At 41.9% G+C, this 25,806-nt stretch carries 29 protein-coding genes and 1 tRNA gene; 11 read left to right on the top strand and 19 right to left on the bottom strand.

The genetic code is table 11. From position 1 onward, the window contains the following. Positions 1-12: 12 nt before the first annotated feature. The 3 genes from F947_RS03780 to sdsA all read right to left on the bottom strand — a co-directional run bounded on the left by F947_RS03780 (position 13) and on the right by sdsA (position 3,823). Complete coding sequence (locus F947_RS03780) at positions 13-630, bottom strand: phosphatase PAP2 family protein (RefSeq protein ID WP_004972280.1); 618 nt, start codon at positions 628-630, stop codon at positions 13-15. Positions 631-772: 142 nt separating this feature from the next. Next, positions 773-2,833 carry a site-specific recombinase gene (locus F947_RS03775; protein ID WP_004972279.1) on the bottom strand — a complete coding sequence of 687 codons (2,061 nt, stop codon included), beginning with the start codon at positions 2,831-2,833 and terminating at the stop codon, positions 773-775. A 12-nt stretch (positions 2,834-2,845) separates the two neighbouring features. Next, positions 2,846-3,823 (bottom strand): All-trans-nonaprenyl-diphosphate synthase, encoded by a 978-nt coding sequence (sdsA, locus tag F947_RS03770; RefSeq protein WP_004972277.1) that lies wholly within the window; start codon positions 3,821-3,823, stop codon positions 2,846-2,848. Between the two features lie 472 nt (positions 3,824-4,295). On the opposite strand from sdsA, the gene rplU reads away from it, so the two are divergent. The 8 genes from rplU to F947_RS03730 all read left to right on the top strand — a co-directional run bounded on the left by rplU (position 4,296) and on the right by F947_RS03730 (position 10,895). After that, positions 4,296-4,607: a 50S ribosomal protein L21 gene (rplU, locus tag F947_RS03765; protein ID WP_004972275.1), complete on the top strand. Its 312-nt coding sequence runs from the start codon at positions 4,296-4,298 to the stop codon at positions 4,605-4,607. 19 nt (positions 4,608-4,626) lie between these two features. Next, positions 4,627-4,881, top strand: a complete 255-nt coding sequence (gene rpmA, locus F947_RS03760; RefSeq protein ID WP_004972273.1) for a 50S ribosomal protein L27 — start codon at positions 4,627-4,629, stop codon at positions 4,879-4,881. A 230-nt stretch (positions 4,882-5,111) separates the two neighbouring features. Further along, complete coding sequence (gene lolA, locus F947_RS03755; protein ID WP_004972272.1) at positions 5,112-5,810, top strand: outer membrane lipoprotein periplasmic chaperone LolA; 699 nt, start codon at positions 5,112-5,114, stop codon at positions 5,808-5,810. A gap of 130 nt (positions 5,811-5,940) precedes the next feature. Next, positions 5,941-6,279: an avidin-fold protein gene (locus tag F947_RS03750; RefSeq protein WP_004972270.1), complete on the top strand. Its 339-nt coding sequence runs from the start codon at positions 5,941-5,943 to the stop codon at positions 6,277-6,279. A gap of 420 nt (positions 6,280-6,699) precedes the next feature. Next, positions 6,700-7,494 carry an RsiV family protein gene (locus tag F947_RS03745; RefSeq protein WP_004972268.1) on the top strand — a complete coding sequence of 265 codons (795 nt, stop codon included), beginning with the start codon at positions 6,700-6,702 and terminating at the stop codon, positions 7,492-7,494. Between the two features lie 123 nt (positions 7,495-7,617). Beyond that, a complete protein-coding gene (gene serS, locus F947_RS03740; protein WP_004972265.1) occupies positions 7,618-8,889 on the top strand; it encodes a serine--tRNA ligase in 1,272 nt (423 codons plus the stop codon). Positions 8,890-8,952: 63 nt separating this feature from the next. Then, positions 8,953-10,323 (top strand): siroheme synthase CysG, encoded by a 1,371-nt coding sequence (gene cysG, locus F947_RS03735; protein ID WP_004972262.1) that lies wholly within the window; start codon positions 8,953-8,955, stop codon positions 10,321-10,323. Between the two features lie 92 nt (positions 10,324-10,415). Next, on the top strand, positions 10,416-10,895 hold the full coding sequence (locus F947_RS03730) for a tRNA (cytidine(34)-2'-O)-methyltransferase (RefSeq protein ID WP_004972260.1): 480 nt from the start codon (positions 10,416-10,418) through the stop codon (positions 10,893-10,895). 195 nt (positions 10,896-11,090) lie between these two features. Here F947_RS03730 and F947_RS03725 read toward each other — a convergent pair whose 3' ends face one another. The 6 genes from F947_RS03725 to rpoD form a co-directional block, all read right to left on the bottom strand. Further along, positions 11,091-12,485: an APC family permease gene (locus F947_RS03725; RefSeq protein WP_004972258.1), complete on the bottom strand. Its 1,395-nt coding sequence runs from the start codon at positions 12,483-12,485 to the stop codon at positions 11,091-11,093. 267 nt (positions 12,486-12,752) lie between these two features. Then, positions 12,753-13,937 carry an iron-containing alcohol dehydrogenase gene (locus F947_RS03720; protein ID WP_004972256.1) on the bottom strand — a complete coding sequence of 395 codons (1,185 nt, stop codon included), beginning with the start codon at positions 13,935-13,937 and terminating at the stop codon, positions 12,753-12,755. 1 nt (position 13,938) lies between these two features. Then, positions 13,939-14,472, bottom strand: a complete 534-nt coding sequence (locus F947_RS03715; RefSeq protein ID WP_026438100.1) for a hypothetical protein — start codon at positions 14,470-14,472, stop codon at positions 13,939-13,941. Positions 14,473-14,547: 75 nt separating this feature from the next. Beyond that, entirely contained in the window at positions 14,548-15,204 is a 657-nt protein-coding gene (lipB, locus tag F947_RS03710) for a lipoyl(octanoyl) transferase LipB (protein WP_004972253.1), read from the bottom strand. Between the two features lie 152 nt (positions 15,205-15,356). Beyond that, on the bottom strand, positions 15,357-15,650 hold the full coding sequence (locus tag F947_RS03705) for a YbeD family protein (RefSeq protein ID WP_004972250.1): 294 nt from the start codon (positions 15,648-15,650) through the stop codon (positions 15,357-15,359). Positions 15,651-15,763: 113 nt separating this feature from the next. After that, positions 15,764-17,650, bottom strand: a complete 1,887-nt coding sequence (gene rpoD, locus F947_RS03700) for an RNA polymerase sigma factor RpoD (protein WP_004972247.1) — start codon at positions 17,648-17,650, stop codon at positions 15,764-15,766. Between the two features lie 373 nt (positions 17,651-18,023). Between rpoD and F947_RS03695 the strand changes: the two genes are divergently transcribed. Then, positions 18,024-18,233 carry a PA3496 family putative envelope integrity protein gene (locus F947_RS03695; RefSeq protein ID WP_004972246.1) on the top strand — a complete coding sequence of 70 codons (210 nt, stop codon included), beginning with the start codon at positions 18,024-18,026 and terminating at the stop codon, positions 18,231-18,233. 68 nt (positions 18,234-18,301) lie between these two features. Then, on the top strand, positions 18,302-18,826 hold the full coding sequence (locus tag F947_RS03690) for a YecA/YgfB family protein (protein ID WP_004972244.1): 525 nt from the start codon (positions 18,302-18,304) through the stop codon (positions 18,824-18,826). A gap of 105 nt (positions 18,827-18,931) precedes the next feature. Here the strand turns inward: F947_RS03690 and F947_RS03685 are convergent, their stop codons facing one another. The 5 genes from F947_RS03685 to trhO all read right to left on the bottom strand — a co-directional run bounded on the left by F947_RS03685 (position 18,932) and on the right by trhO (position 22,417). Next, complete coding sequence (locus F947_RS03685) at positions 18,932-19,474, bottom strand: hypothetical protein (protein WP_004972243.1); 543 nt, start codon at positions 19,472-19,474, stop codon at positions 18,932-18,934. A 225-nt stretch (positions 19,475-19,699) separates the two neighbouring features. Beyond that, positions 19,700-20,116, bottom strand: coding sequence for an ABZJ_00895 family protein (locus F947_RS03680; protein ID WP_004972241.1), 417 nt, complete (start codon positions 20,114-20,116; stop codon positions 19,700-19,702). A gap of 48 nt (positions 20,117-20,164) precedes the next feature. Beyond that, a complete protein-coding gene (locus F947_RS03675) occupies positions 20,165-20,779 on the bottom strand; it encodes a DedA family protein (protein WP_004972240.1) in 615 nt (204 codons plus the stop codon). A 75-nt stretch (positions 20,780-20,854) separates the two neighbouring features. Continuing rightward, positions 20,855-21,142, bottom strand: a complete 288-nt coding sequence (locus F947_RS03670; protein ID WP_004972238.1) for a hypothetical protein — start codon at positions 21,140-21,142, stop codon at positions 20,855-20,857. A 342-nt stretch (positions 21,143-21,484) separates the two neighbouring features. Next, the gene (trhO, locus tag F947_RS03665) at positions 21,485-22,417 is read right to left on the bottom strand and encodes an oxygen-dependent tRNA uridine(34) hydroxylase TrhO (RefSeq protein ID WP_004972236.1); all 933 of its coding nucleotides are present in this window, start codon (positions 22,415-22,417) and stop codon (positions 21,485-21,487) included. A 217-nt stretch (positions 22,418-22,634) separates the two neighbouring features. Between trhO and F947_RS03660 the strand changes: the two genes are divergently transcribed. Continuing rightward, positions 22,635-23,120 carry a DUF1289 domain-containing protein gene (locus F947_RS03660; protein WP_004972234.1) on the top strand — a complete coding sequence of 162 codons (486 nt, stop codon included), beginning with the start codon at positions 22,635-22,637 and terminating at the stop codon, positions 23,118-23,120. A gap of 95 nt (positions 23,121-23,215) precedes the next feature. Here F947_RS03660 and panD read toward each other — a convergent pair whose 3' ends face one another. The 5 genes from panD to F947_RS03635 form a co-directional block, all read right to left on the bottom strand. After that, positions 23,216-23,596 (bottom strand): aspartate 1-decarboxylase, encoded by a 381-nt coding sequence (gene panD / locus F947_RS03655; protein WP_004972232.1) that lies wholly within the window; start codon positions 23,594-23,596, stop codon positions 23,216-23,218. Positions 23,597-23,742: 146 nt separating this feature from the next. Further along, on the bottom strand, positions 23,743-24,324 hold the full coding sequence (gene pth / locus F947_RS03650; RefSeq protein ID WP_004972230.1) for an aminoacyl-tRNA hydrolase: 582 nt from the start codon (positions 24,322-24,324) through the stop codon (positions 23,743-23,745). Between the two features lie 18 nt (positions 24,325-24,342). After that, complete coding sequence (rplY, locus tag F947_RS03645; protein ID WP_004972228.1) at positions 24,343-24,639, bottom strand: 50S ribosomal protein L25; 297 nt, start codon at positions 24,637-24,639, stop codon at positions 24,343-24,345. Positions 24,640-24,740: 101 nt separating this feature from the next. Continuing rightward, the gene (locus F947_RS03640) at positions 24,741-25,694 is read right to left on the bottom strand and encodes a ribose-phosphate pyrophosphokinase (protein WP_004972226.1); all 954 of its coding nucleotides are present in this window, start codon (positions 25,692-25,694) and stop codon (positions 24,741-24,743) included. A gap of 36 nt (positions 25,695-25,730) precedes the next feature. Beyond that, positions 25,731-25,805 (bottom strand) — tRNA-Gln (locus F947_RS03635). Position 25,806 lies beyond the last annotated feature (1 nt).

Genomic DNA, 25,806 nt, shown 5'->3' with positions numbered 1-25,806 from the left:
TCTATTAGATTTTTATCTAAACTTATGTATTGGTTTGTCTTGCAGATATTGAGCGCAAAACAGATACCACAATGTGATCCAAATAAAACTTATGCTCCAACCAGAGAGGACATCTGAAGGATAGTGCACTCCCAGATACACACGGGAAATGCCCATCAGCAACATCCATAACCACGCGCACACAGACAAAATTTTATGCGCTGGATGTTGCAAACTCAGGTAAATCACCAAACAACCTAAAGTTGCAGCATAAAAACTATGAGCGCTTGGAAATGATGCGCCAAAAGTTTCCACCAAATGCAATGCTTCAGGCGGGCGAGGTCGCGCGAATAGGTATTTGAGCAGCCATGAAAGCGCAATACTTACGACCAGTCCTACACTGATAAAAACAATTTTTGTGTATTTTTTATACCATGCCAAATAGAAACACCATAGGCAGGTTAAAAATAATACAAATGGCATGCCACCTAATACAGAAAGTGTGATTGCCAATTGATTCAAATGTGCGGTGCGCTGGGTACTTAAAAACTCCACACTGGCAACATCAAATTGTTGCCAACTTGGAATGTTTAGCACTAACACACTGATTATAAATAGTAAACTACCGAGATAAAGCAGTATTTTAGGCATGCTAAAAATCCCTGTAAGTTTAACCGATTTGAGCACGGTTGATGAATGGAATAAAGTGTACTAGTCAGTACACTTTATTTCAAGCCAATGTAAATGAGAAGAATTTCTTTTTTTGTTACTTTGTGCGCAATGTAAATGTGCACTAAATTTTAGCATTTCGTTCAGTATTTGAGGATGAATCGTCATCCACTGTAATTGGTTGTTTCGGTGGCCAAAAGAAATCACTTGGACGGGTTAAGAAGTGAGTCAGCACCAATTTTGCCAAAGGTTTCCACTGTTCAAAACGTACCCGACGCGCACGCAATGCCACAATAATGGTTAAAGTAAAGCTGACAAATAAGTTGGTTAAACCAATTAGCAGTACGCCTAAAAAGGACACAATAATCAGGCCAATTTCAGGTGAGCCATTAATATTCATTAAACCCTGAATAAAGTTGGCAGAAGCGAAGGCAATGTGGCGAATATCAATCGGTAAACCCAAAATATAACCCAGTGTGGCGGTACTGCCGAGCATAATCCCGAACAGGAAATTACCTGCCAAAGCCCCTAAGTTTCGTTCTATATAATTGGCAAATATATTGAGACGTTCTTGCCCGAGTAGCTTTTTTAAATGCAGATGGGCTTTTAGGCGTGGCCCGACTTTACGATACACGGCCATGTTATCGAAATAACCTGCAATCAAACCAGACAGAAATAAAAATACCCCTGCAATGGCGGCATGTGGAATGGCAAGTGAAGTAAACGGATTCAAGTCGTGCAGCATATTGGATGCTTTGGCATGTGACATCAACGGTTCATGCAACATGGCATCCCAACTAAAAGCAATTAAGGCTGCGACTGGAATGGCAATCGAGATATTGCCCAAAATGGCGACGAACTGCGTGCGGATAATATTAATAATTAAGGCAGCAAGTTCGGCAATTTGTGCCATTTTAGAGCCTTTACGATGCTGTACCGTAGAAGCCAATGCTGCAGCAGTCATTGCGGGTTGTTTGGTGGCAACAGTAAAGTGCAAGACATGAATCAGCATAAAACCAAATGAATAAATCATACTGTTGATGATGGCCTGCATCATCGGAGCGAGCACTAAACGCGAGGCGAGGGTTTTTAAAGTCGCCATCGTGGCAATTAAAACACCTGCACCTGCCGCAGCTTTATACATGCCCCAAAAGCCGTCTTTGTCGGTACTTACATAATGCTCACCCGTTTTACTGGCATTTTCAGTGACTTGTAAGGCAATTAACTCACTGTTTTCTGCAAGCAAGGAGCGTACACTGCGTTCGCTATACAATGCCGCAGTTACATCTACCAGTAATTGTCCTGCCGAAACATAACGGACTTTGTCTTGCGCCACGATTAAATTCAGCAACAGTTCAATCCGCTCTAAACATTGTTCAAGTAAAGACAATAAGTAGGTCAGACTGATGCTGACGCCAGTTCGTTTGGTGGCACGACGAATTTTACTGCTGACATCATGACATTGGTCAATCATCACCAAAGCTTGAGAGGCATCGGGTGGTTGAATGGCACTGATTTGATCGTGTTGTTGATCGGCAACTTTATAAAGCTGAATAAACTCGTTGATTTCGCGGTTTTGTGCCAAAAAAGGTGAATCATATTCACTTAGTTCAGGATAGGCACTAATAAATTCAGGATATAAACCAATGCCGCTGACCCGATATGACAGCACTGTTAGAGCTTTAATAATTTCACTGCGAATCAGGCGTTTTTGTGTTTGTCCGCCATGTCCGCGATTCAGTAAAGTAAATAATTGCTGCCATTCGGTATCTTCAATATTGTCGAGCCAGTATTTATCACTACGTAGTGGAAAAACTCGACGGACTAAATCTTGCAGTTGGCTTTCATCATTAATCAGCGGTAAAAAGTGCGCGCCCAAACGCTGAAACAACTGATTCCAAAAACCATCGAGCGATAAAATTCCCGTGTCGGCATATAAACTGGTTTGTTTGTATTGATTGATTAGACGTAAAACAAAATGTTGCAAGGTTGAGCTGGCATCGGGTGTCAGCAGCAAGGCTTGTAAGAAAGCTTGAAACTTTTGATGAGTTTCTTCTAAATCTTGAGTGTCACTTGGACGGATACGATTGACCAGTTCAATCAGCAGATTTTCATCCAGAACAGCTTTTGGTGTATCCAGCTGTTCTTGCATTTTTCTAAATAAATCGTTGAGTTTTATATGCATAAGCTGCTTAAATTATTGAATGCGATGTAAAGCCAATAAGGCTAAATTCTTTAAGGCCTGACGATACTCCGAGTCTGGCAGTGCTTCTAAAGCGGCAATAGCGGCTTCTGTTTCTTCTGTGGCACGTTGGCGGCAATAATCGAGAGCGCCAGAGGACTGCACAATGGCAATAACCTGATCGAGGTCAGAAGTACCACCTGTCGCAATACTGCGACGAATAATTTGATGTTGTTCGCCAGTGGTATTTCTTAATGCAGAGATTAAAGGCAAAGTTGGTTTGCCTTCCATTAAATCATCGCCAATATTTTTACCTAATGTTTCAGCGTCTGATGTGTAATCTAAAATATCATCAATAATTTGGAAGGCATTGCCAAAGTGTCCTGCAAATAAACGCAACGGCTCACGGTACTGTGGCGTGCCTGTTAAAATTGCTGCACCTTCAGTGGCAAGTTCAAATAAACGTGAAGTTTTGCCGTGAATAATGTCTAAATAAATTTGTTCTGTAGTGTCAGGTTGATGCTGTGCCTGTAATTGTAAAACTTCACCTTCGGCAATTTCACAAGTCCCTGTAGAAAAGTCTTTTAGCAATACCAAATCGTTTAAATCGACCAATAAGTCAAAGGCGCGTGAAATTAAAAAGTCACCGACTAAAACCGCTGTTTGGTTATTCCAAGTGGCGTTAGCAGTAGGTCGACCACGACGTAAACCAGACTCATCCACCACATCATCATGCACCAAAGTTGCGGTATGCAGCATTTCAATAATTGCAGCCAGTTTACGTTGACGCTCTAAATCTTCTGCACCACAAGCTTTGGCAGCAAGTAGGCACATAATTGGACGCATGCGCTTACCACCAGCTTCGACCACATGCTTGCTAACCGCCATCACTAACGCGACTTTAGAGGTAATCCCTTCATTAATAAATATATCCATCGCGGCAAAATCAGAAGCAACAGGGGCGAGAATGTCTTGCTTAAAGTCGATGGTCATGTGAAGAGAAACCTCAATAATATTGAATGACAACTTAGTTGAATCAGTTGTAACTTATGTTACAGCCAAGAAAACTGCTTAAGTCTGCGAAAATAACGCAATGAATGCAATAGTTAGGCACCTGCCAAATGCTGTAATTGTTAATTCTACTAGAAAACGAAGTCAATAACTTTGTGGGTAAATTCAGTTATTTGCTCAAGTTGGGCATGATTTTAACAAGCACAGCAGTTTACGCCAACACAATCTGTCTGTATTGATTGATCCATTGAATATGGATGAGGCTGCAGAAAGTCATTTACGCGGCTGAGTATTAAATAATCAACCTTGTTGTGCAATAATTGCCGTAAATGGCTTGTTGTTTGTGCGAATATCGCTTAAAATCCTTGCCCTTGAATAACCCCCAGTGGCGTTCGTTTTAAGATCGATATATCCCTTTATCGGCACGACGACACGGGCATGTTTGGAGTACATTATGTACGCAGTAATCCAAAGCGGTGGTAAACAGCACCGTGTTGTTGAGGGTGAAACCCTTAAAGTTGAATTATTGAAAGCTGAAACTGGCGCAACTATTACGTTTGATGACGTATTAATGGTTGTAAACGGTGACAACGTTCAAATCGGTGCTCCAGTTGTTGCTGGCGCTAAAGTAACTGCAGAAGTGGTTGGTCATGGTCGTCACGACAAAATCCGTATTGTTAAAATGCGTCGTCGTAAACACTACCGTAAGCAACAAGGTCACCGTCAATGGTTTACCGAGTTGAAAATTACTGGTATTGCAGGCTAATCACTAGGAGTAAATAGACATGGCAACTAAAAAAGCCGGTGGATCGACTAAGAACGGTCGTGATTCGAATCCTAAGATGTTAGGTGTTAAAGTTTACGGTGGTCAAACTGTAGCTGCTGGTAACATCATCGTTCGTCAACGTGGTACAGAATTCCACGCTGGTGCAAACGTAGGTATGGGCCGTGACCATACTTTATTTGCTACTGCTGACGGCGTAGTAAAATTCGAAGTGAAAGGTCAATTTGGCCGTCGCTACGTATCTGTTGAAGCGTAAGCTGAAATAGTGAAAAAACCCACAAGTGATTGTGGGTTTTTTTATGCTTGTATGATGGAAAATTAGGGTCAAAGGATAACTTTTAGTTCTTCATCATGATGGATAAATTTCTACATTTTATATTAATAAGCATACAAAACTTCTTATTTTCTATCATATTAGCGCCAGAAATTGGTTTAAGATGGGACATCCAAAACATTGCGATTGAGCAAATATAAAAAGGTGAATCTATGAATATGCTTCGTAAAACGATGTGTGCTGTGGCATTGGGTGCAACCACTTTAGCGCCAATCATGAGTACTACAGTGTTCGCTGCGCCAGTGGCAGCATCGGAGCAGCAAGCGACAGCAAACCTTGTTAAACAATTAAATGGCATTAAAAGTTTTACTGCCAATTTTGAGCAAACCACAAAAGTTAGCAACAATGGCAAGGCTTTGCCAAACCGTGGTTTATCGGCACAGCACATGAACCAGAATTTTAAAGGGGTTATGAAAGTTGAGCGTCCGGGTAAATTCTTTTGGGAAACCACCAGTCCAGCCAAACAAACAATTGTGACTACGGGTAAAACCGTATGGATTTATGACCCAGACTTACAACAAGCGGTACGCCAAAGCCTAGATGATCAAGTGGCAAATACGCCTGCGTTGTTGCTTTCGGGCAATACCAATCAAATCATGCAGTCGTATCGTGTGACCCAGCCGAATAAGTCAAAGACTTATTACACCTTATACCCAAAAAGTGATGATGGCGTATTTCAGAGTTTAACCATTAGTTTTGGTGCGCGTAACGCGCCAACCTTAATGATTTTGCAGGATTCATTGGGACAAACCACGCATGTGCGTTTTAACAATGTGAAAGTCAATGCCCAAATTCCTGCATCGACCTTTAACTTCACACCGCCAAAAGGCACGGACATTATTGATCAATAATTGAATGTTTTATACGTTCTTTTAAAAGCATAATTTGCTATCCCTTTCTAGCCTTCTCCCACAGGGAGAAGGCTCTTTTAATCCCAATTTGGTTTATCGCTCATAATTTTTAGCTTATGAAAGGACTCTGATGTCAATTTTACATAATAAAAAGTTTGTAAATCAGCAAAACACCGCGAATGGTGAGGTATCTGGCTCAACAGTTTTTTACTATAAACAAGTAGGGGAAACAATTGAAGCTACTTATTCTGGCGGAAGTATTAGGCAAGGGCATCTGTTGGGAGTCATGACTTCAGTAGATACATTTAGTATGGTTTATCATCATGTCAATCAGTTAGATGAACTACGTATTGGTCAATGCAACTCAACTATCATTTTGGATGAAAACGGAAAAATCAAATTGCTTGAACGTTGGCAATGGTTAAATGGTGATTGTTCAACAGGTGAGTCTGTACTTGTAGAAATTTAATCCGATTATTTAGGTTTTAATCATAGATTTTTAGTTGAAGCATTTTCAATACAGCGGAAATTTATTTGAATATTCTTCCTGAGAAATCCACAATTTCTGTGGATAAATCTCGGGATAATTCATATTTTGCAGTATGCGGGATATAGATTGAGTCATCACAGATCATCATTTTGCACTAATGATGTGTTATCAATATTTTGATTTATAATGAAAAAATAAAAATAATCATACAAAAATATGAGCATTAATTTTAAGCAACTTTATCCCCCGATTATTCCGTTACACAACTGCTCTAGGATTGAACGGCGAGAGTTATCTATAGTCTTGACTAATTCAATTGAAGCAATTTTATCGCAAGATTTGTGCAGGTTTGCATTTCTAATCATTGGACTTTATGAATCGTGGTAGAAGGGGAATTTAATGCAATATTTAAAATCACAGGTGTTTTTGGGTGCTGTCGCTTTAAGTTCGGTTCTGTTGTTGACTGCATGTCAGCCAAAGAGTGAGGCAACTTCTAAAACCGAAACTGAGCAAGCTGCGCCTGCATCTGTCACAGCCGAGATTCCTGTGATTCAAGCTAAAGTGGTGGCGCTTAAATTGCCACAACAGCAAATTTGTGATGAAGAAGGCTGTACTGCTTACGATATTCAGACAGTAAAAACCAATGTGGCGTGGATTGATGAATATTTTATGCAGCGTTTGCAAAAGGCAGACCCAATTGCATTTTCTGAAGCTGCGGCATCAACTGCAACGCCAAAGGTAGAAGAAACCGATCCTATGCGACTGAGTCAGAGTTCGAGCTATGTGCGTTATATCGGGCAACATGCCAATTTAGCGACGTTTAGTTTGCAAAGCTACAGTTACCCTGCGGGTGCGGCGCATGGTATCCATCACCAAGAATTTGTGACTTTTGATTTAAAACAGAAAAAGCGTTTGGCGTTGCAAGATATTATGCTGCCCAATACGGAAGCCAAAATGACCGAAGAATTGTTTAACCATAATTATAATTGGTTAAATGAACATGATATTTCCCGTGAAAAGTTTAAATTGAGCGATAATTTTTATTATGGCGCTAATGGTTTGGTCTTTGTCTATCCGTTGTATGAATTAGCATCTTATGCAGAAGGTATGCCTGAGTTGATTCTGCCTTACTATGCGACGGAAAAATTAATTAAGCCTGAATATTTGCCAAGTTTGCCGCAGTATCCTCGCTAATAAAATTGCACAAAAATACCCAGAGATTGCTGTAATAAGGTGCAGCCGTGAATCGGGTTACTGTATTTTTTAACCCGAAGCGCTTACACTATAGCCAGTTTTTTTCTTATTCCAAGATTGGCTATGATTGACCCGAAATTACTCAGAAATAATATTGAGGCTGTAAATTTAGCCTTGGCAAAACGTGGTGTGCAATTAGATGTGGCAGAGTGGGCAGCACTTGAAGCACGTCGTAAAGAATTGCAATCTAAAACCGAAGCATTACAGGCAGAGCGTAATTCGGGCGCAAAACAAGTCGGTCAGATTAAAAAAGCAGGTGGTGATGCTTCTGAAATTATGGCGCGTATGGCTGCTATTGGCGATGAAATCAAAGCCGCTGAAGTGGCTTTGGCAGAGTTGCAAGATGAGTTAGAAGCTAAATCATTGTCTATTCCAAACTTGCCAGATGAGTCTGTGCCTGAAGGTAAAGACGAAGCTGATAATGTAGAAGTATTGAAATGGGGCACACCACGCCAGTTTGATTTTGAAATTAAAGATCATACCGACCTTGGCGAAATAATGGGTGGTTTGGAATTTGAAACTGCAACCAAATTAACAGGTTCTCGTTTTAGTGTTTTAAAAGGGCCATTGGCACGTTTACAACGTGCAATTACACAGTTCATGTTAGATACACATACTGTTCAAAATGGTTATACCGAAGCGTATGTGCCGTATTTGGTCAATGCAGATTCATTGCGTGGTACAGGTCAGCTGCCTAAATTTGAAGAAGATTTGTTCAAATTACAAGGTGAAAAAGAATACTATCTAATTCCAACTGCCGAAGTTCCAGTAACCAACTTTGTGCGTGATGAAATCATTGACCCTGAACGCTTGCCATTAAAATATGCAGCGCATACCCCTTGTTTCCGTAGCGAAGCAGGTTCTTATGGTCGCGATACCCGTGGTTTAATTCGTCAGCACCAATTTGATAAAGTCGAAATGGTGCAGATTGTAAAACCAGAAACCTCAATGCAGGCTTTAGAAGAATTGACTGGACATGCAGAAGGTATTTTGCAGGCACTTGGTTTACCGTACCGTAAAATTATTCTATGTGGTGGCGATATGGGCTTTGGCGCAACTAAAACCTATGACTTAGAAGTTTGGGTGCCAAGTCAAAACACTTACCGTGAAATTTCATCATGCTCAAACATGGGGGATTTCCAAGCGCGTCGTATGAAAGCACGCTACCGTGCCGACCAAAAGAAAACTGAATTTGTGCATACATTAAACGGTTCAGGTTTGGCGGTAGGACGTACTTTATTGGCTGTTATGGAAAACTATCAACGTGCCGATGGTTCGATTGAAATTCCTGCAGTATTACGTCCGTACATGGGCGGTTTAGAGTTTATTGACTAAGTTGAGTGCAGGTCGACTTAGGATGAAATTGCTTACAATCAGATTTAAATATTGAGGTTTAGTGTGGATATTTTTCCAATCTCGTTAAAGTTGCAGCAGCAACCTTGTCTGATTGTGGGCGGTGGGCATATTGCTTATCGCAAAGCGGTGTTACTGGCTAAAGCGGGCGCAAAAGTTGATGTGCTTGCCCCTGAAATTGATGTCAATTTATTGCAACTGGTGCAACAAAGTCAGGGGCAGTATGTACAGGATGTTTTTAGTCCATCTACTGCGTTACGTCACTATCGTTTGGTGATTGCTGCAACGGATAACAATTTGGTCAATCAGCAAGTTTTTGCAGCTTGCGAAGCCGAAAATGTGCTGGTCAATAGTGTTGATGATCCACCACATTGCCGTTTTATGGTGCCTGCCATCATTGACCGTTCGCCTTTGGTGATTTCAGTCGCGAGTAATGGCACATCGCCTGTATTGTCACGTCAAATTCGTACACAACTGGAAAGTACCATTCCGCATGGTATGGGCAAACTGGCAGAGTTTTCAGGTCAGTGGCGTGCCGCAGTAAAACAGAAAATTGTAAATCCAGATGAGCGCCGTATTTTTTGGGAGGAGCTATATGCCAGTCCTCTTAAAGAACAGGTGTTCAACGACAATCTTGACGCTGCAAACCAAAGTATCCAACAGGCTTTAGCGGAATGGCAAACACCGAAAGGCGAGGTGTATTTGGTTGGTGCAGGGCCAGGTGATCCTGAGTTACTGACCTTAAAAGCCTTGCGTTTAATGCAGCAAGCCGATGTGGTGATTTATGATCGTTTGGTGTCTGCACCTATTTTAGAATTGTGTCGCCGTGATGCCGAAAAAGTCTATGTCGGAAAAGCACGTTCTAACCATGCTGTACCGCAAGAAGGCATCAATGCATTATTGGTGAAATATGCACAAGCAGGTAAGCGAGTTTGCCGTTTAAAAGGTGGCGATCCGTTTATTTTTGGGCGTGGCGGTGAAGAAATTCAAGAATTGTATGAAGCAGGTGTGTCATTTCAGGTCGTACCGGGCATCACCGCAGCCTCGGGCTGTTCGGCTTATGCAGGTATTCCACTGACTCATCGAGATTATGCGCAAAGTGTGCGTTTTCTTACTGGACATTTAAAAGAAGGTTCGCCTGAATTGCCGTGGTCAGAATTGGTGTATGAACAGCAAACTTTGGTGCTGTATATGGGCTTGGTTGGCTTAGAAAGCATTTGTGAAAAACTGATTGCACATGGACAACGGGCGGATATGCCTGTCGCCTTAATTTCTAAAGGCACGACCCCTGAACAAAAAGTGGTGGTGGGGACGTTGGCGGATATTGCCAGTAAAGTCGCACAGCACCACATTCAGGCGCCTACCTTGACCATTATTGGTGAAGTGGTCAATTTACGTGAACAGTTGAAATGGTAATGAATCTCCCCCAACCCCTCTTTTAAAAAGAGGGGAGTTCCTACATTTTCTAAAGGGAGCTGGGGAGGGATTGTGAAAAGTAGAGAAAATTTGTGATCCACGTTGTTTTATATGAGCCTGAAATTCCAGCCAATACAGGAAATATCATTCGTTTGTGTGCCAATACAGGTGCGCAATTACATTTGATTAAGCCATTAGGTTTTGAGTTGGATGATAAAAAGCTGAAACGTGCAGGTTTGGATTATCACGAATGGGCACGTATGCAGATTTGGGACAATCTTGAGCAATGCTTGGCTGATTTAGACAGCAAAGGCGTGGGTTTAGATGCGATTTATCCATTAACCACCAAAGGCACAGAAACACCACATACTTCGGATTTAAACCGACCTGTTGCCTTGTTGATGGGGCCTGAAACACGCGGTTTGCCAGAAGCCGTACGCATGTTGTTTCCGCAGCAGCACTGGATTCGTTTACCCATGGCAGAAAACTCACGTAGTTTAAACTTGTCCAATGCAACGGCTGTGATTGTGTATGAGGCATGGCGTCAGCAAGGTTTTAAAGCATTGCTCTAATTTGAGCATCAATTCATTTCAAATTTGATGCGATCTTCATCGTAATTGTATGCATTGATAGATAAAAAGCTGAGACAAAATTGTACTTAGCTTTTTTATTTTCGCTATTTTGCTGCTTTAAAGCTGAAACCCATTTGAGGCATAAGAAAAGGCGCATAAAGCGCCTGATCTTAAGAGGTTGAGATGCTATTTGTCTTAGCGATCATCAAACTCATTGTGCTGCGGAGCAGGGTGTTTAAAGCCTTTGGTTTTATAACCGAGGTATAAAACCCCAAACATCGCCCACCATAAGCCATACTTCAATGAAGTTTCATCGACTTCGAGCCATAAAGCAAAGACTGCAATAAAGCCGCACAACGGTACGATCACAAAATTGAGAAGGTCTTTAAAGCCTTTGGTGCGACCATCACGTAGCGCATAACGTGAAATCACCGATAAATTCACAAAGCTAAATGCGGTGAGGGCACCAAAACTGATTAATGAAATGACAAAATCCAAGTTCATAAAACCAGCAGTTAACGCCACAGCACCTACAATTAAAATATTGTATGAAGGTGTATAGCTACGTGGGCTGATATGACCAAAGATTTTTTTGTTAATCACGCCATCACGACCCATCACGTACATTAAACGCGAAACGCCTGCATGAGCCGAAATACCAGATGCCATTACCGTTACAATAGCAAAGGCAAGCACATAAGACTGGAACAGCGAGCCGCCTACCAAGAGCAGAATTTCTGGCTGCGTTTCTGCAATATTTTTAAAGTAGCTGCCCGGTTCATTTGGGAAGAAAATCTGCATGAAATAGGTGCTGACAATAAAAATTACACCCGCAATTAGCGCAGTTAAGAACATTGCCTTCGGTAAGGTTTTTTCAGTGTCTTTGGTTTCTTCTGCAAGTGAGCTGAGTGAGTCAAAACCTGTAAATGAGAAGCAGAGTAGGGTTGCACCTGTAATCAATGCGCCTACCGAAGTAAGTTCATTCCAGAAAGGTTCTAAGCTCCATAACTGATAACGTTGCTCGGCAGTAATTGGACCATCGGCATTGAAGCCTGCCTGAAGTTTGGTGTACATCATCCATGTAAATACGCCAATGACCACCAACTGTACCAAAACGATCATACTGTTAAAGTTGGCGACAAAACGCGCGCCACGCAAGTTGACACCCGTCATAAATGCCGTGAGTACCACCACCCAAATCCAGTGATTCACATCAGGGAATAAGGCTTCCAGATAAATCACCGCCAAGATGATGTTGACCATTGGTGAGAGTAAATAATCTAGCCAAGATGACCAACCCACCATAAAACCAACGTTGGGATGAATCGATTTTTGTGCATAGGTATACGCCGACCCAGAAGAAGGATAACGACGAATCATGTGACCATAACTTAAAGAAGTTAAAAGAATGGCAACCAGTGCAAAAATATAAGATGTGGGTACGTGAAAATGACTTTCTTCCGATACTAAGCCGAAAGTGTCGAATAACGTCATCGGTTGAATGTAGGCTAAACCAATAATAATAATGTGCCAGAGTCCTAGCGTTTTTTGCAGTTTAGCTGCCGATTGAGTCCCAGAGATATTTGTCAACGGCGTTATCCTCTTAATCGTTGATCAAGGATCAGTCATGTTTGTTCAGGATTGTTTGAGACGAACAATCCCCCCTACATAAAAAGTAAAAACGCGCCAATCTACTCCATAATGACGCGCTTTGTCAGTATCTTTGCTTTCTTTTTTAGCAGAAAAAACGCCATATTGATGAAAAAACATCAGACGCAGCAGTCTACCAATGAAAAGCCCGATGTTTAGAAAAACATCAGGCTAGATTTTCGGCTATGTTCGCCTATTTTGTAGGAATTACCAAGCCTTTTTTAAGATGGCTTTGAGTTCTTCTAAATTGGCTTCTTTCGGGTTGTAAATAATCGAACCATCGTTCAGGGCTTTTTCAGCGACTTCATCTAATTGTGCTTCGCTGACTTTACCAGTTTCTTGTAAAGTGCGTGGCAATTTAGTCAGTGCATATAAGCGGTCACGAATAGCTAAGAGTGTCGCAATGGTTTTATTGGCACGTAAATGTGCAGGGGTTTGTGCATAGACGTCTGCGCCAGCCAAAGGTAATAGTAGCTCGGCAATTTTATCGGCATTGACGTCTTTGTTGTATTCCAACACGTATGGCAAGAATAAATTCATGCACAGTCCATGTGGCAAATGTGCCACAGCACCCAAGGCATGACCTAAGGAATGCACCAACCCGACCATAGAGTTTGAAAACGCAATCCCCGCCATAGTCGATGCTTGTGCCAGTTCCAAACGGCCTTGTTCATCGCTTGGGTTGTCTAATACATTGAACAGGTTATTGCTGATTTTTTTAATTGCTGCAGTGGCATAAGTATCAGAAATTGGGTTGGCTGCCATGCAACTATAAGCCTCAATGGCGTGCGTCATGGCATCCATAGCCGTCATTGCTGTTAAATGTGGTGGCAAAGTTTGCGTCATACGCGGGTCTAAAATGGCTGCATGTGGCATTAAGTAATACGATGCAAATGGCATTTTGACGTTCTTTTCTGTGTCGGATACCACCGCAACCATAGTCACTTCTGAACCTGTTCCAGATGTGGTTGGAATCACAAAAAAAGGTTTCAGTGGGCGTGGTAAGTTATGCGCACCTGAATATTGCAATAAGTCATCACCGCCCTCGCTGACTAAAATATTGGTGGCTTTAGAGGTGTCAATGACTGAACCGCCACCCACCGCGATAATGGCATCACAGTTATTTTCACGGTACAACTGTGCCGCACGACGCACTGTTGCCACACTTGAATCTTGCGGGACATCATCAAAAACATAGCCAATCACGGCATCGGTAGATTCAAAAGCCGCTTCAATCGGTGCAAGCAAATTGTTGGAACGCACACCTTTGTCGGTAATGATCATTGGACGCTGCGAACCGAGTGTCGCCAATTCAAACGGAATATGTTCAAGCGCGGCATGACCTGCAATGACTTTGACTGGGCAAAAAAATTCGTAATAAGGCTTCGCCATGTTATGCACTCCGTTTGAAATAAGATTGGGCAACTTTTAGATAGATATTGGCTGCACCTGATAGTTTTTCTTTTAAGCTGAGTTCAGTCGGATATTGTTTTACCGCCAGTTCTGCCAGTAATTTAGGCAAGATCAGTGCTTCCATTTTATTCAGGCAACGTACCAAGCGAATTGCATAAGACACATCACCATCAGCAATCATGCGGTCATGCGCAAAGGCCTGTGCGGTACTTTCCTGAAATGAAAACACTAAAAATGCATGATTTAAGTGTTTGAAGGTAATGGTTAAATCGGGTTTTTGTGCCGTATTCTGTAACAGTTCTAATTGATGATCTGCAGTGACTTTGGCAACAAAGGCTGGACCATTCGGAAAAACTTTCATAGACAACACAAAGTTGCTGGGGAATTTTGCAACTTCCTGTTTAATTTCTTCATCGACCTGACTTGCCATGACTAAACCTCTGCCAATCACATCCATCATGAGTTTGACATAGGCCAGTTGCAAAGCGGGTTTCACAGATTTAGTTGAAATCACGCGCTGAATCCCTGTGTTATAAATCATTATTTAGAGTAAATACTCTATTTTATTTCTTATTGAAAAGAAAGCCATTTATACGTGAATGACTTGAACGTCATTAAAGTAACCGCTGTTTTGTAAAGTTTCAATGATATCTGCGCAGAAGTTTTCAAAATGTGGATAGTCATTGACTAAATCCATCACACGTACCATTTCCAAACCTGCATAGCCGCAAGGGTTGATACTTTGAAAACCAGTCAAGTCACAATCAATATTAAGGGCTAAACCATGATAACTACGGCCTTTACGAATTTTAAAACCAAGTGAGCCAATTTTCCGTTCATTGACATATACCCCCGGTGCATCGGCTTTGGCATAGGCTTCAATGCCGTATTTTTTAAGCAGCTCAATCATCAAGTTTTCAGCATAAGATACCAAAGTACGGACATTCCAGCCTAAACGGTTCAGGTCAAACATGAAGTAGGCGACCAATTGGCCTGGGCCATGCCATGTGACTTGACCACCACGATCAGTCTGTACCACAGGAATATCTGTCGCCATTAAAATATGTTCGGCTTTGCCTGCTTGCCCTTGGGTCAGTACATTCGGATGTTGTAAAATCCAGAGTTGGTCAGGGCTGTCTGCATCACGTTGTTCAGTCCAGTCTTTCATTTCCTGAAAGCGAGCTTGATAGTCAGTCAGGTCATGATATTGACGAATAATCAGGTTTGGCCGTTGTGCAGTATCCACAGTGATGCAGTCCTATCCATAAAAGCAAGAAATTGATTTTATTATACGAAAATGTGGCGGCTGTAGGGGATTTGTGGATTGAATAAGATTTTGGCAGCGCAGAAACAAAAAACACGCCCGAAAGCGTGTTATTTGAAAATCAATCTACAAAATTACAATGCAGTTTTAATCAGTGGGCAAGCTGCCAAATCTGCATAAATGGCATGCACTTGTTCCAATTCTTCAAAACGCAATTGTGCTGTAATTGAATGATACTTGCCTGTGCGTGATGGGGTAATGCTGATGCTTTGTGCATCAAACTCAGGGAAGTGCTTCACTAAAATTTCAAGCACAGCAATACGCAGTTCATCACCCGCGTCACCAATGAGTTTAATTGGGTAATCCATTGGAAACACCCAAAGATGCTCTTGTAGTTCACGAGATGGGGTACGGTTGAATAACGTCATAAGCGTGTGTCTCTATCTCTATATCAAACGCCTGCATAGGGCAGGCGTTTTTTGTCTTGTTGAATAAATGAGGCTGAATTTAAAAATTTCAATAGCTCATTTATGCAGCAATCTTAGTCATTTTCCAAGAACGAGCGTAAGTGTTCAGAACGAGAAGGGTGACGAAGTTTACGTAAGGCTTTGGCTTCAATCTGACGGATACGTTCACGGGTCACATCAAACTGCTTCCCAACTTCTTCCAAAGTATGATCGGTTGGCATATCAATACCAAAACGCATTTTCAGAACTTTGGCTTCACGTTCAGTCAAGTTTTCAAGCACTTCACGGGTCGCTTCTTTTAAGCCTTCAGAGGTTGCCGCATCAACAGGTGAGGTGATGTTGCTGTCCTCAATGAAGTCACCCAAATGTGAATCTTCATCATCACCAATTGGCGTTTCCATAGAAATCGGCTCTTTGGCAATTTTCAGAACTTTACGAACTTTAACTTCATCCATTTCCAAGCGTTCGCCTAATTCTTCTGGAGTCGGTTCACGACCCATTTCCTGAAGCAATTGACGCGATACACGGTTGATCTTGTTAATGGTTTCGATCATGTGTACTGGAATACGAATGGTACGCGCTTGGTCGGCAATAGAACGGGTAATCGCCTGACGAATCCACCATGTTGCATAAGTCGAGAACTTATAACCACGACGGTATTCGAACTTGTCTACCGCTTTCATCAAGCCGATGTTACCTTCCTGAATCAAGTCTAGGAATTGTAAACCACGGTTGGTGTATTTTTTTGCAATCGAAATAACCAGACGCAAGTTGGCTTCAACCATTTCTTTCTTCGCACGACGGGCTTTGGCTTCGCCTACTGCCATACGCTTAGAAATTTCTTTGATGCCTTTAACATCTAAGCCTAACTCTTTTTCAATGTCGGCAATTTTTTGTTGGAACGCCAAAATATCTGGACGTACTTTTTCCAAATAGCCTTTTTGGTCGGCAGGTGCTTTGGCAATGTGCTCGTCTAACCAAGCAAAGTTAGATTCCTGACCTGGGAATGAGGTACGGAATTGAGTACGATCCATACGACCACGACGCACCGCATAACGCATCACTTCACGTTCAGCAGTACGAATTTGTTCATGTGTACCACGAATCATTTCCGAAATAATATCGAATAAACGTGGCGTAAATTTAAACATCATGAATACAGTCGCTAAAGCTTCTAAAGCCTCTTGAGCTTCGGCACTTTCACGACCATGTTTTTCAATGGCAGCAATTTTTGCAAGATAAGCCTGTTCCAATTCACCAAAACGCATTCTTGCAATTTCTGGGTCTGGACCTGAATCTGCTTCAGATTCTTCTTCGGCTTCAGCTTCTTCTTCCTCATCGTCATCATCAAGTTTGACGTCTTTGGTTGGTTTGTTGCTGGTGTCTTCTTCTTTGTCTAAATCGGCTTCGTCTTCTAAAACTTCTGGAATTTCTTCATCGGTTTCAGGGTCTAAATAACCTGATAAAATATCGGCAAGGCGACGTTCGCCTGCTTCATAATCTTTATATTCTTGCAGTACCACTTGCACTGCGTTTGGCCAGTAGGCAATCGAGTGAAGTACATCGCGAATCCCTTCTTCAATACGTTTCGCAATGCTAATTTCACCTTCACGCGTTAACAGCTCAACCGTACCCATTTCACGCATATACATACGCACAGGGTCTGTGGTGCGACCAGGCTCATTTTCTACAGAGGCAAGTACCGCTGCAGCTTCTTCTTCAGCAACTTCGTCGGCAGCTTCCGCATTATCCTCGAACATTGCATCATCAGATTCAGGCGCACGTTCATGCACAGGAATACCGACGTCTTGAAGCATTTGAATAATGTCTTCAATCTGCTCGCTTTCTGTGATTGAGTCCGGGAGATGATCGTTAACCTCAGCGTAAGTTAGGTAACCTTGCTCTTTGCCTCGGCTAATCAGAGCCGCTACTTGCGAAGTAGGGGAATTCATATCGCTCATCTTTGCTTACTCTTCGTTGAATCTGTGGCAGTGAAAAACCGTGCATGATAGCACAATTCGCTTTAAATAGGGGGTGAATTGATCAATCAAGCATGATTTTAAAATGATGTTTGAATGAAGAATGTGATAGGAATATGGGGCTTCATTACTGTTTTTCAAGTCAATTTCCTTTTTGCCCGCAAAATATTTTTATGATTGGGGCGAATCTCAAATAATGATACTAACTTGTTCATAAATACACAAATTTGCCGCAATGTTGCAAGCTGTCTATGTTGCAGTTTTTTGAAAAAAATAAATAAAACTTGACAATATTTATAAAGGCAGATAAATAGCGGCTAGACCCTTCACATTTTTTCATTCTGAGGTAGTTTTAGTGTCTTCTACAGATTTTGAACTAGATGATAACTACGGTGATGATGATGTTAATTTCGATGAGGCATCAAACAAAATAAGCGCGAAAGAATCTTTAGAAAAGCGCCGTTTGATTGATGATTTACTCGCACAACGTCGTTTGGAACGTGAGCTCAAAGATTTTGATTATGATTTTGACGATGACGACGATTTTGACGATGAAGATGACTAAAATCAGGTACTGTATCTGGCATTGAAAATGCTATGCTACACCCCTAAATTGACACCGATGGATTTGAAATGACTGCTTTAGATTTAGACCTGTTAAGTGAATATCTAGATGGTGACCAAAACGAGTATGGTCTAGACTTCGCTGCAACGCATGGTTTCTTGTGTGCCATTGCAGTTGGACCTCAATTTGACCCATGGTTAAATGAATTGTTTGAAGGCAACCAAAAGAAAGTGCCTGCTGAAATTATTGCGCAAATTCAGGCTTGGTTAGAAAGCATTCGCCAAAGTTTAGCCAATGAAGAAGGCATTGAGTTTCCATTTGAAATTGAAGAAGCAGAAGTTGATTCAAGTTTGGGTGATTGGAGCGTTGGCTTTGTCGATGCGATGTTCTTAAACGAAGAAGCATGGTTTACGCCTGAATTTGAAGAGCAATTGGTTGATTTAACTTTGCCAATGATGGTGTTTAGCGGCATTGATGAAGAAGATCCACAAATGGAATCTTTCCGTCGCAATGGTCAGTTAATGGACGAAATTGCAGAAGAAATTCCTGAAAACCTGAATGAATTATATTTGATGTACCACACGCCTGATTAATGGCTTGGTTTACATATTGTGTAATATGTAATCCTCATAAAAAAAACGCACTGCGCAAATCGCAGTGCGTTTTTTATTATGGCGCTTCAATGATCATGTTACCAATTAGCGTGTCGCACGATCCCAAGCATCTTTGACAGCCAATTTAGCTTGTTCCCACGTTAAGCGTGAACTGCCTTTAATTTGCCCCCATTTGCTTCTTAGATCGGGCTCAACATCTTCGAAACGTGTGTGCGTATCATAATGTGGGCGGTTTTCATAACCAATGCGATAGGCATTTTGATAGTCACGATCATAATCTAAATCATGATAATGGTTGCGTGTTTCTGTAAAGTAGGTTGTATTTAAGCTATTGGTACGCCAGTAAGCTTCTTCTTCGGTAGGGTTTACAACTTCTGCTGCACCTTTACCTGCCAAACCACCCACTACAGCGCCTACAGCACCACCGACCACAGCACCTACTGGACCACCCAGCGCACCTACTGTTGCACCAGTAGCCGCACCGCCAACAGCACCTAAACCAGTACCGACAGGGTGTGCACCAGGTTCTCCTGTAATTGGATCGGCATTTAAGCGATCACGTTCTTCTTTTGGTAAGTTCTTAACCACATCACGGTCAATTTTTTCATTGCGTTCAAAATCTGACATTCGAATCACCTTTTTATCTTTGTATGCGTTATAGCGTTCCTATATTCATAAATCGCTATGAATAGGCTTAATCTACGCTGCTACAATGTAGGCTTATAGCCTATTCAGAATGCATTTCAGTTACAGCGCATGTCAGACGTAAATTTATGTGTGATATATCAGCCTGATGTTGATTTTAAGTGTTTGATGTTGCGGTTCAGTGTGAAATACGTACTTTAGGTAAGCTTATAAGTACTTTTTTTGATAATAACGGTTCGCATACCAACCATAGGCAACATGAAAAACTGCACCATGAATCGCAATCAAACACAGCATCACCACCGCAGCCAGTGCTAGTCCTGCTTTATCTGCAGCTTTTAAAATGGCTTCTGCATTCGGATTCATCAGCACCAAGAAAAACACAAAGAAGCTACCAATAATAATTGCCACCGCACTTGAGCCCCAAACCAGTTGAATTTTTTCATCACTGCTCGGTAAGCGTTGTTCTTTTTTGACAAAATGTCCTGCACTAATGAATGCTGCGGCAATTAATGCAGGGAGCAAGGTCAAGCCACCTAAGTTCAGACCAAAAATCAATACGGTAATGAGTAAGACCAGCGTAATACTGTAAACCGCAGCAAAAAATAATAAATATGGTTTCATGTCTGATTTTCCCCAAAAAATTGATTCAATTGCGCAGCAACACAAGCATTAGTCACGCATTTTACGGCGATGCCTACGGTATAAAATAATTGCGATGACTAAGAGCACCAAGCCTATAATGACATGGCTGACCTGACTGAAAATTTGCTGCATCAATTGTTGGTTTTCACCAAAATAATAACCCACGCAAGCTAAAAAAGTGGTCCAAATAATTGTGCCTAAACCACTATAAAACATAAATTTCCAAAATGGCATGTGGCTCATGCCTGCAGGAATACTGATGAGAGAACGAATAGCGGGAATCATGCGCCCAAAAAATACAATCCGATGTCCATATTGTTCAAACCAATGCAGGGAGTTTCGGACGTCTTGTTCTTTAATCCATAGATATTTACCGTAGCGATTGACCCAGTGGTAAATACTTTCATGTTTGCAGCGATAACCTACCCAATATAACACTGCCGCTGCGAACAACGAGCCGATACAGCCTGCAATGATGACACCCAATAGCAGTAATTGCCCTTGCGATGCAGAATAGCCTGCAGAGGGCATAATAATTTCAGAAGGAACGGGTGGAAAAACATTATCCAGAAACATTAACAGGGCAATACCAAGGTAGCCCAGTTGTTCCATAATGGAAATAATCCATTCAGTTAAGTTCATGCCAGTTGTGCTTTAGAAAAGTGCTTCTATCCTAAGCAGTACTGGACGAACAGTAAAGTCTTGCGCAATCTAGACTTAATCAAGCTCTGCATGGGTCAGGGTATAGATATATACACGTCTTAAGCTATATGCCACAAGTATAGGAATGGCACAGAGCAGGGCGTAATTCAAGAAATGCGCTTGCAGATGGTAGCCCACAAATGCTGCAATAATACCGCCTAAAATTGCACCTAAAGCCACAATAAAAGTATGTGACTCATGTTCCAAACAATCTTGCATTGTTGTGCTATGCGCAGCAGTCACAGATTTTACAGGCGTAAAACGTAGTGTGTGCATTGAATTTGAAATTGTTGTTTTAGGCATAGCGTCACTCCTGATTGCGGCATATAAATTTAGGAATACATAACGATCCTTGAATTTTGGGTTATGGGAGATGTTGAGTTTGTGCTAAACATCTGCACCAATATAGCCACAGATTTTGTGGCTTATTTTGATTGAATGCTATCACCCAATCTGGGGATATTGCGCAATGCTTGGTAAACAAGCGTTGTATTTTTATGTTCTATGTAATCTTGCGTGAAGCATATATGTAGACATAAAAAATCCCCATACTGGATGAGGACTTTTTCAATATGATTAGAGTGGTCGATACAACATCAACATGGCTTTTGTTAGACCTTGTTGATGTGTATGAGCCTGTACGGATTACAGACGTTTACGTTTAGCTGCGGCAATTTGTGATTGGCGCATACGGAAACCTTCTTTTTGTTTCTCACTGGTCTTATCAATACAGTACACACAAGATACACCGTGTTCATAGCTTGGTAATTCAACTTCTTCAGGCAGTAATGGCCAACCGCAAGCATGACATTTGGTGTTTTGACCTTCTTGCATACCATGTGTCACCGCAGTACGGCCATCAAATACGAAACATTCACCTTCCCATAAGCTTTCATCTGCTGGTGTTTCTTCTAAGTATTTAAGTACGCCACCTTTTAAGTGATAAACCTCGGTAAAACCTTCTTGCAACAATAAAGAGGTCGATTTCTCACAACGAATCCCGCCTGTGCAGAACATCGCAATTTTTTTATCTTTATGCTGTTCTAGGTTTTGTTTCACATATTCTGGAAATTCACGGAAAGTTTCGGTTTTCGGGTCAATTGCGCCCTTAAACGTTCCTGCTTTGTATTCATAGTCATTACGGGTATCAATCAGAATGACATCGTCACGAGCAATCAGTTCATTCCATTCTTTCGGGTCTAGGTAGTGACCGACTAAATCACGTGGTTTTACTTCTACACCCAAAGTCACAATTTCTTTTTTCAGCTTGATTTTCATTTTACGGAATGGCTTTTCAGAGCTATGTGACTCTTTGTATTCCATTGCGGTAAAGCCTTCATCCAACAGAAATTGGTGAACTTGATCAATCGCGGCACGATCACCCGCTACAGTTCCATTAATGCCTTCACCTGCCACAATGAGAGTACCGCAAAGGTTGATTGAATTTACCAAATCTAATAAGCGTTGTTGAAGATCGGCAGGATCTGCAACTTCTTTGAATTGATAAAGTGCGGCAACAACCCAAGTCGTGGTCGCTGGCTGTTCTACAGGTGCAAGCTGTTCTACAGTAGCGTTCATGGAGTACTCCAATAGATGAAAGACAAAAATTTAAGGCGCATATTCTAACCTGCTTTGTGTGAATATGCGAGAAAACCGAGTGCGGTACATGGTTTTAAAGCACGACACAACATTTTAAAAATGTAGCAGAACGGGGTATGATGCCACTCGTTTCAAAGAAGAATGTTGTGTTCATGTTGATGCGCCAACAGGTGTTGTTAAATATTGGAGTGTTGTGTTGAGTAAGGATCGTCAAATTGCCACTTTAACCCCGTGTGCAGGTCGTTGTTCTACGGTGTTTGGTGATGCTGTCTGTCGAGGTTGCCGTCGCTTTAACCATGAAGTGATTCAATGGAACAGTTATACGTCTGAACAACACACTGCCGTTTGGCGTCGTTTAGATGCACAGCTCGATCAGATTTTAGTGCCTATGTTGCCTTTTGCTGACCTGCGTCATGTCGAAGGGTTTATCCGCTCTAAGCGGGTGCGTTTACGTGATGATGCTTCAAAAGGGCGTAAGTTGTATCATGCACTGAAAATTTGTGAAAAAAATCGACATTTTACCGATGAAAGCGGCTTGGGCATTCACTACAAAGAAGTGCGACCTTTGTGGCAGGAATTTGAGCGTCGCGTGTTGGCGCTTGCAACCGCAAGTTATGATTTTGCATTTTTAAGGGCTGATGGTATTAGCCATAGCTTATTGCATAGCTTGCACGATGACTAATTTGTAATTCTTGCGATTAAAGACTAGAAAGACTTTTATTGAGCCATAAAAAAACTCGCAAAATTTGCGAGTTTTTTATTTTATACAGGAATGGCTTAAGCCACTTGTACAGGAATACAGTTTGCAGTGTGGCTCACGGTATTGTCTGGGTTTGCATAGACCAAACGTGGTTCGTGCGCATTGGCTTCTGCTTCAGTGAAGTCACCAAAGGTTGCAATAATAATAATATCGCCTACATCGGCTTGGTGTGCAGCACCACCATTGACTGAAATGATGCCTGAGTTGTCTTCACCACGAATTGCATAAGTTGTGAAGCGCTTACCATTGGTCACGTTCCATACGTGGATTTCTTCATATTCACGAATGCCAGCCAAATCCATGAGTGTTCCGTCAATTGCACATGAACCTTCGTAGTGAAGTTCTGCATGAGTTACAAAAGCACGGTGGATTTTGCATTTTAATAAACGAGATAGCATGGTGAGCGTCTCCTTAGTGGACCTAAGATTTTATCTTATGGTTGAATTCAAACACTGCTTGCTGGATGTCAGTTCCGAGCAGAAAGCGCATTTTGCTCTGAAAATTGCGACATGGCAAGTGTGATTGTTCAACAATTGTGGATTCATCAGTTCGGTTTATAGGCATTGATTTGATTCATGGCTTGTTGTACTTCGCCATTGACCAGTAACTTGATACGACCTAATGCATGTGCAAGTGCATCATCCATTAAAGTTTGCTCGCTACTTGGTGCTTTGCTCAGTACATGACCAGACACGCGTTCTTTTGAACCCGGATGCCCAATACCAATGCGTAAACGATGGAAGTTTGGACCTGTGTGCGGCACGATGTCACGTAAACCATTATGTCCACCATGACCACCACCCGTTTTTAGGCGAATGATCCCTGGGTTCATATCCAGTTCATCATGAGCAATCAGCATTGCTTCAGGTGCAATTTGATAGAATTTGGCGAAGGGAACAACACTTTGACCAGAACGATTCATAAAGGTTGTGGGTAATAACAGACGAACGTCTTGACCTTCGATATTACCACGTCCGCTGATCCCGTGAAATTTAGGATCGGCTTTTAATGTAATGCCATATTGATCTGCAAGGCGTTCTACAAACCAGAAGCCTGCATTATGGCGGGTTTGGGCATACTCTTTACCAGGGTTGCCCAAACCAACAATCAGTGAAATATTAGCCACTAATTATACCATGAACACTTATGCGCGTTTGAAGTCAGCGTGCATAGGTGTGTTTTTAGCAGGGTGACGTTGTAACGCTTGGATTTTCACGTTTTCAACTTTGTCGCCTACTTTGATTTCTACAACTTCTTCAAAGAAAGCATTGCTTTCTAAAGCTTTTACAAGCTCACGAAGTTCTAAAGTGATTGTTACAGGCTCAGCGTCGCCACCATAAATGATAGCTGGAACTAATGCAGCGTGACGAAGGCGGCGGCTCGCACCTTTCCCTTGGTTAGCTGCTTCACGCGCTTGAGCGTTTAATACGAAGTTTGCCATGATAGACATCCTTATTTTGAGTTTAAATAAACTAGATCTGCGACCAATCTAGTGATAGAAAACCCTGCCAAGTGGCAGGGCTTTGAAAATTTAGCGCTCTATTATAGATAAGAATCGAACATTGCGCTAATAGATTCTTCGTTGTTAATACGGCGAATTGTTTCTGCAACCATACTTGCTACAGATACTTGGCGAATTTTACCAAGTGCTTGAGCTTCTTCTGAAAGAGGAATGGTATCTGTAACAACCAGTTCATCAATCACAGAATTTTTCAGGTTTTCAATCGCTTTGCCTGAAAGTACAGGGTGGGTAGCATAAGCAACAACGCGGCGAGCACCAAAAGTTTTAAGTGCATCGGCAGCTTTGCATAATGTACCTGCAGTATCCACCATGTCATCTACAATGACACAGTCACGATCTTTTACATCACCAATCAAATGCATCACTTGTGATTCATTCGCTTTTTGACGACGTTTATCGATAATTGCAAGATCGATATCACCCATTTGTTTTGCAACAGCGCGCGCACGAACCACACCACCAACGTCTGGTGAAACTACCATGAGATTGTCGTGTGACTGTTGACGCAGGTCAGCCAATAGCGCAGGCGTACCATAAATGTTGTCTACAGGGATGTCGAAGAAACCTTGAATTTGGTCTGCGTGCAAGTCAATCATCACTACACGGTCAATCCCTACAGTGGTGAGCATATCTGCAACCACTTTAGCGGTAATTGGAACACGTGTAGAACGAGGACGACGGTCTTGGCGGGCATAACCGAAGTAAGGAATAACGGCAGTAATACGACCTGCACTTGCACGACGCAACGCGTCAGCCATCACCAAGATTTCCATGAGGTTGTCATTGGTTGGCGCACAAGTAGGTTGTACGATAAATACGTCTTTACCACGGACATTCTCGGTAATCTCTACAGCAATCTCACCATCAGAGAAGGTAGAAACTGATGCAGCACCTAAAGGAATGTGCAAGTGGCTTACGACTTTTTGAGCGAATTGTGGATGCGCGGTTCCACTAAAAACGACAAGATTGGGCATGAAGCACCCTTGGCGGTTGGTGTATGTAAGAATAGATGGCAGGGGTAGCTGGATTCGAACCAACGGATGCCGATATCAAAAACCGGTGCCTTACCACTTGGCGATACCCCTA

Source organism: Acinetobacter towneri DSM 14962 = CIP 107472, assembly GCF_000368785.1.
In the GTDB taxonomy this organism is placed as follows: Bacteria; Pseudomonadota; Gammaproteobacteria; order Pseudomonadales; family Moraxellaceae; genus Acinetobacter; species Acinetobacter towneri.
This window is presented reverse-complemented; position numbering and strand designations above follow the sequence as displayed.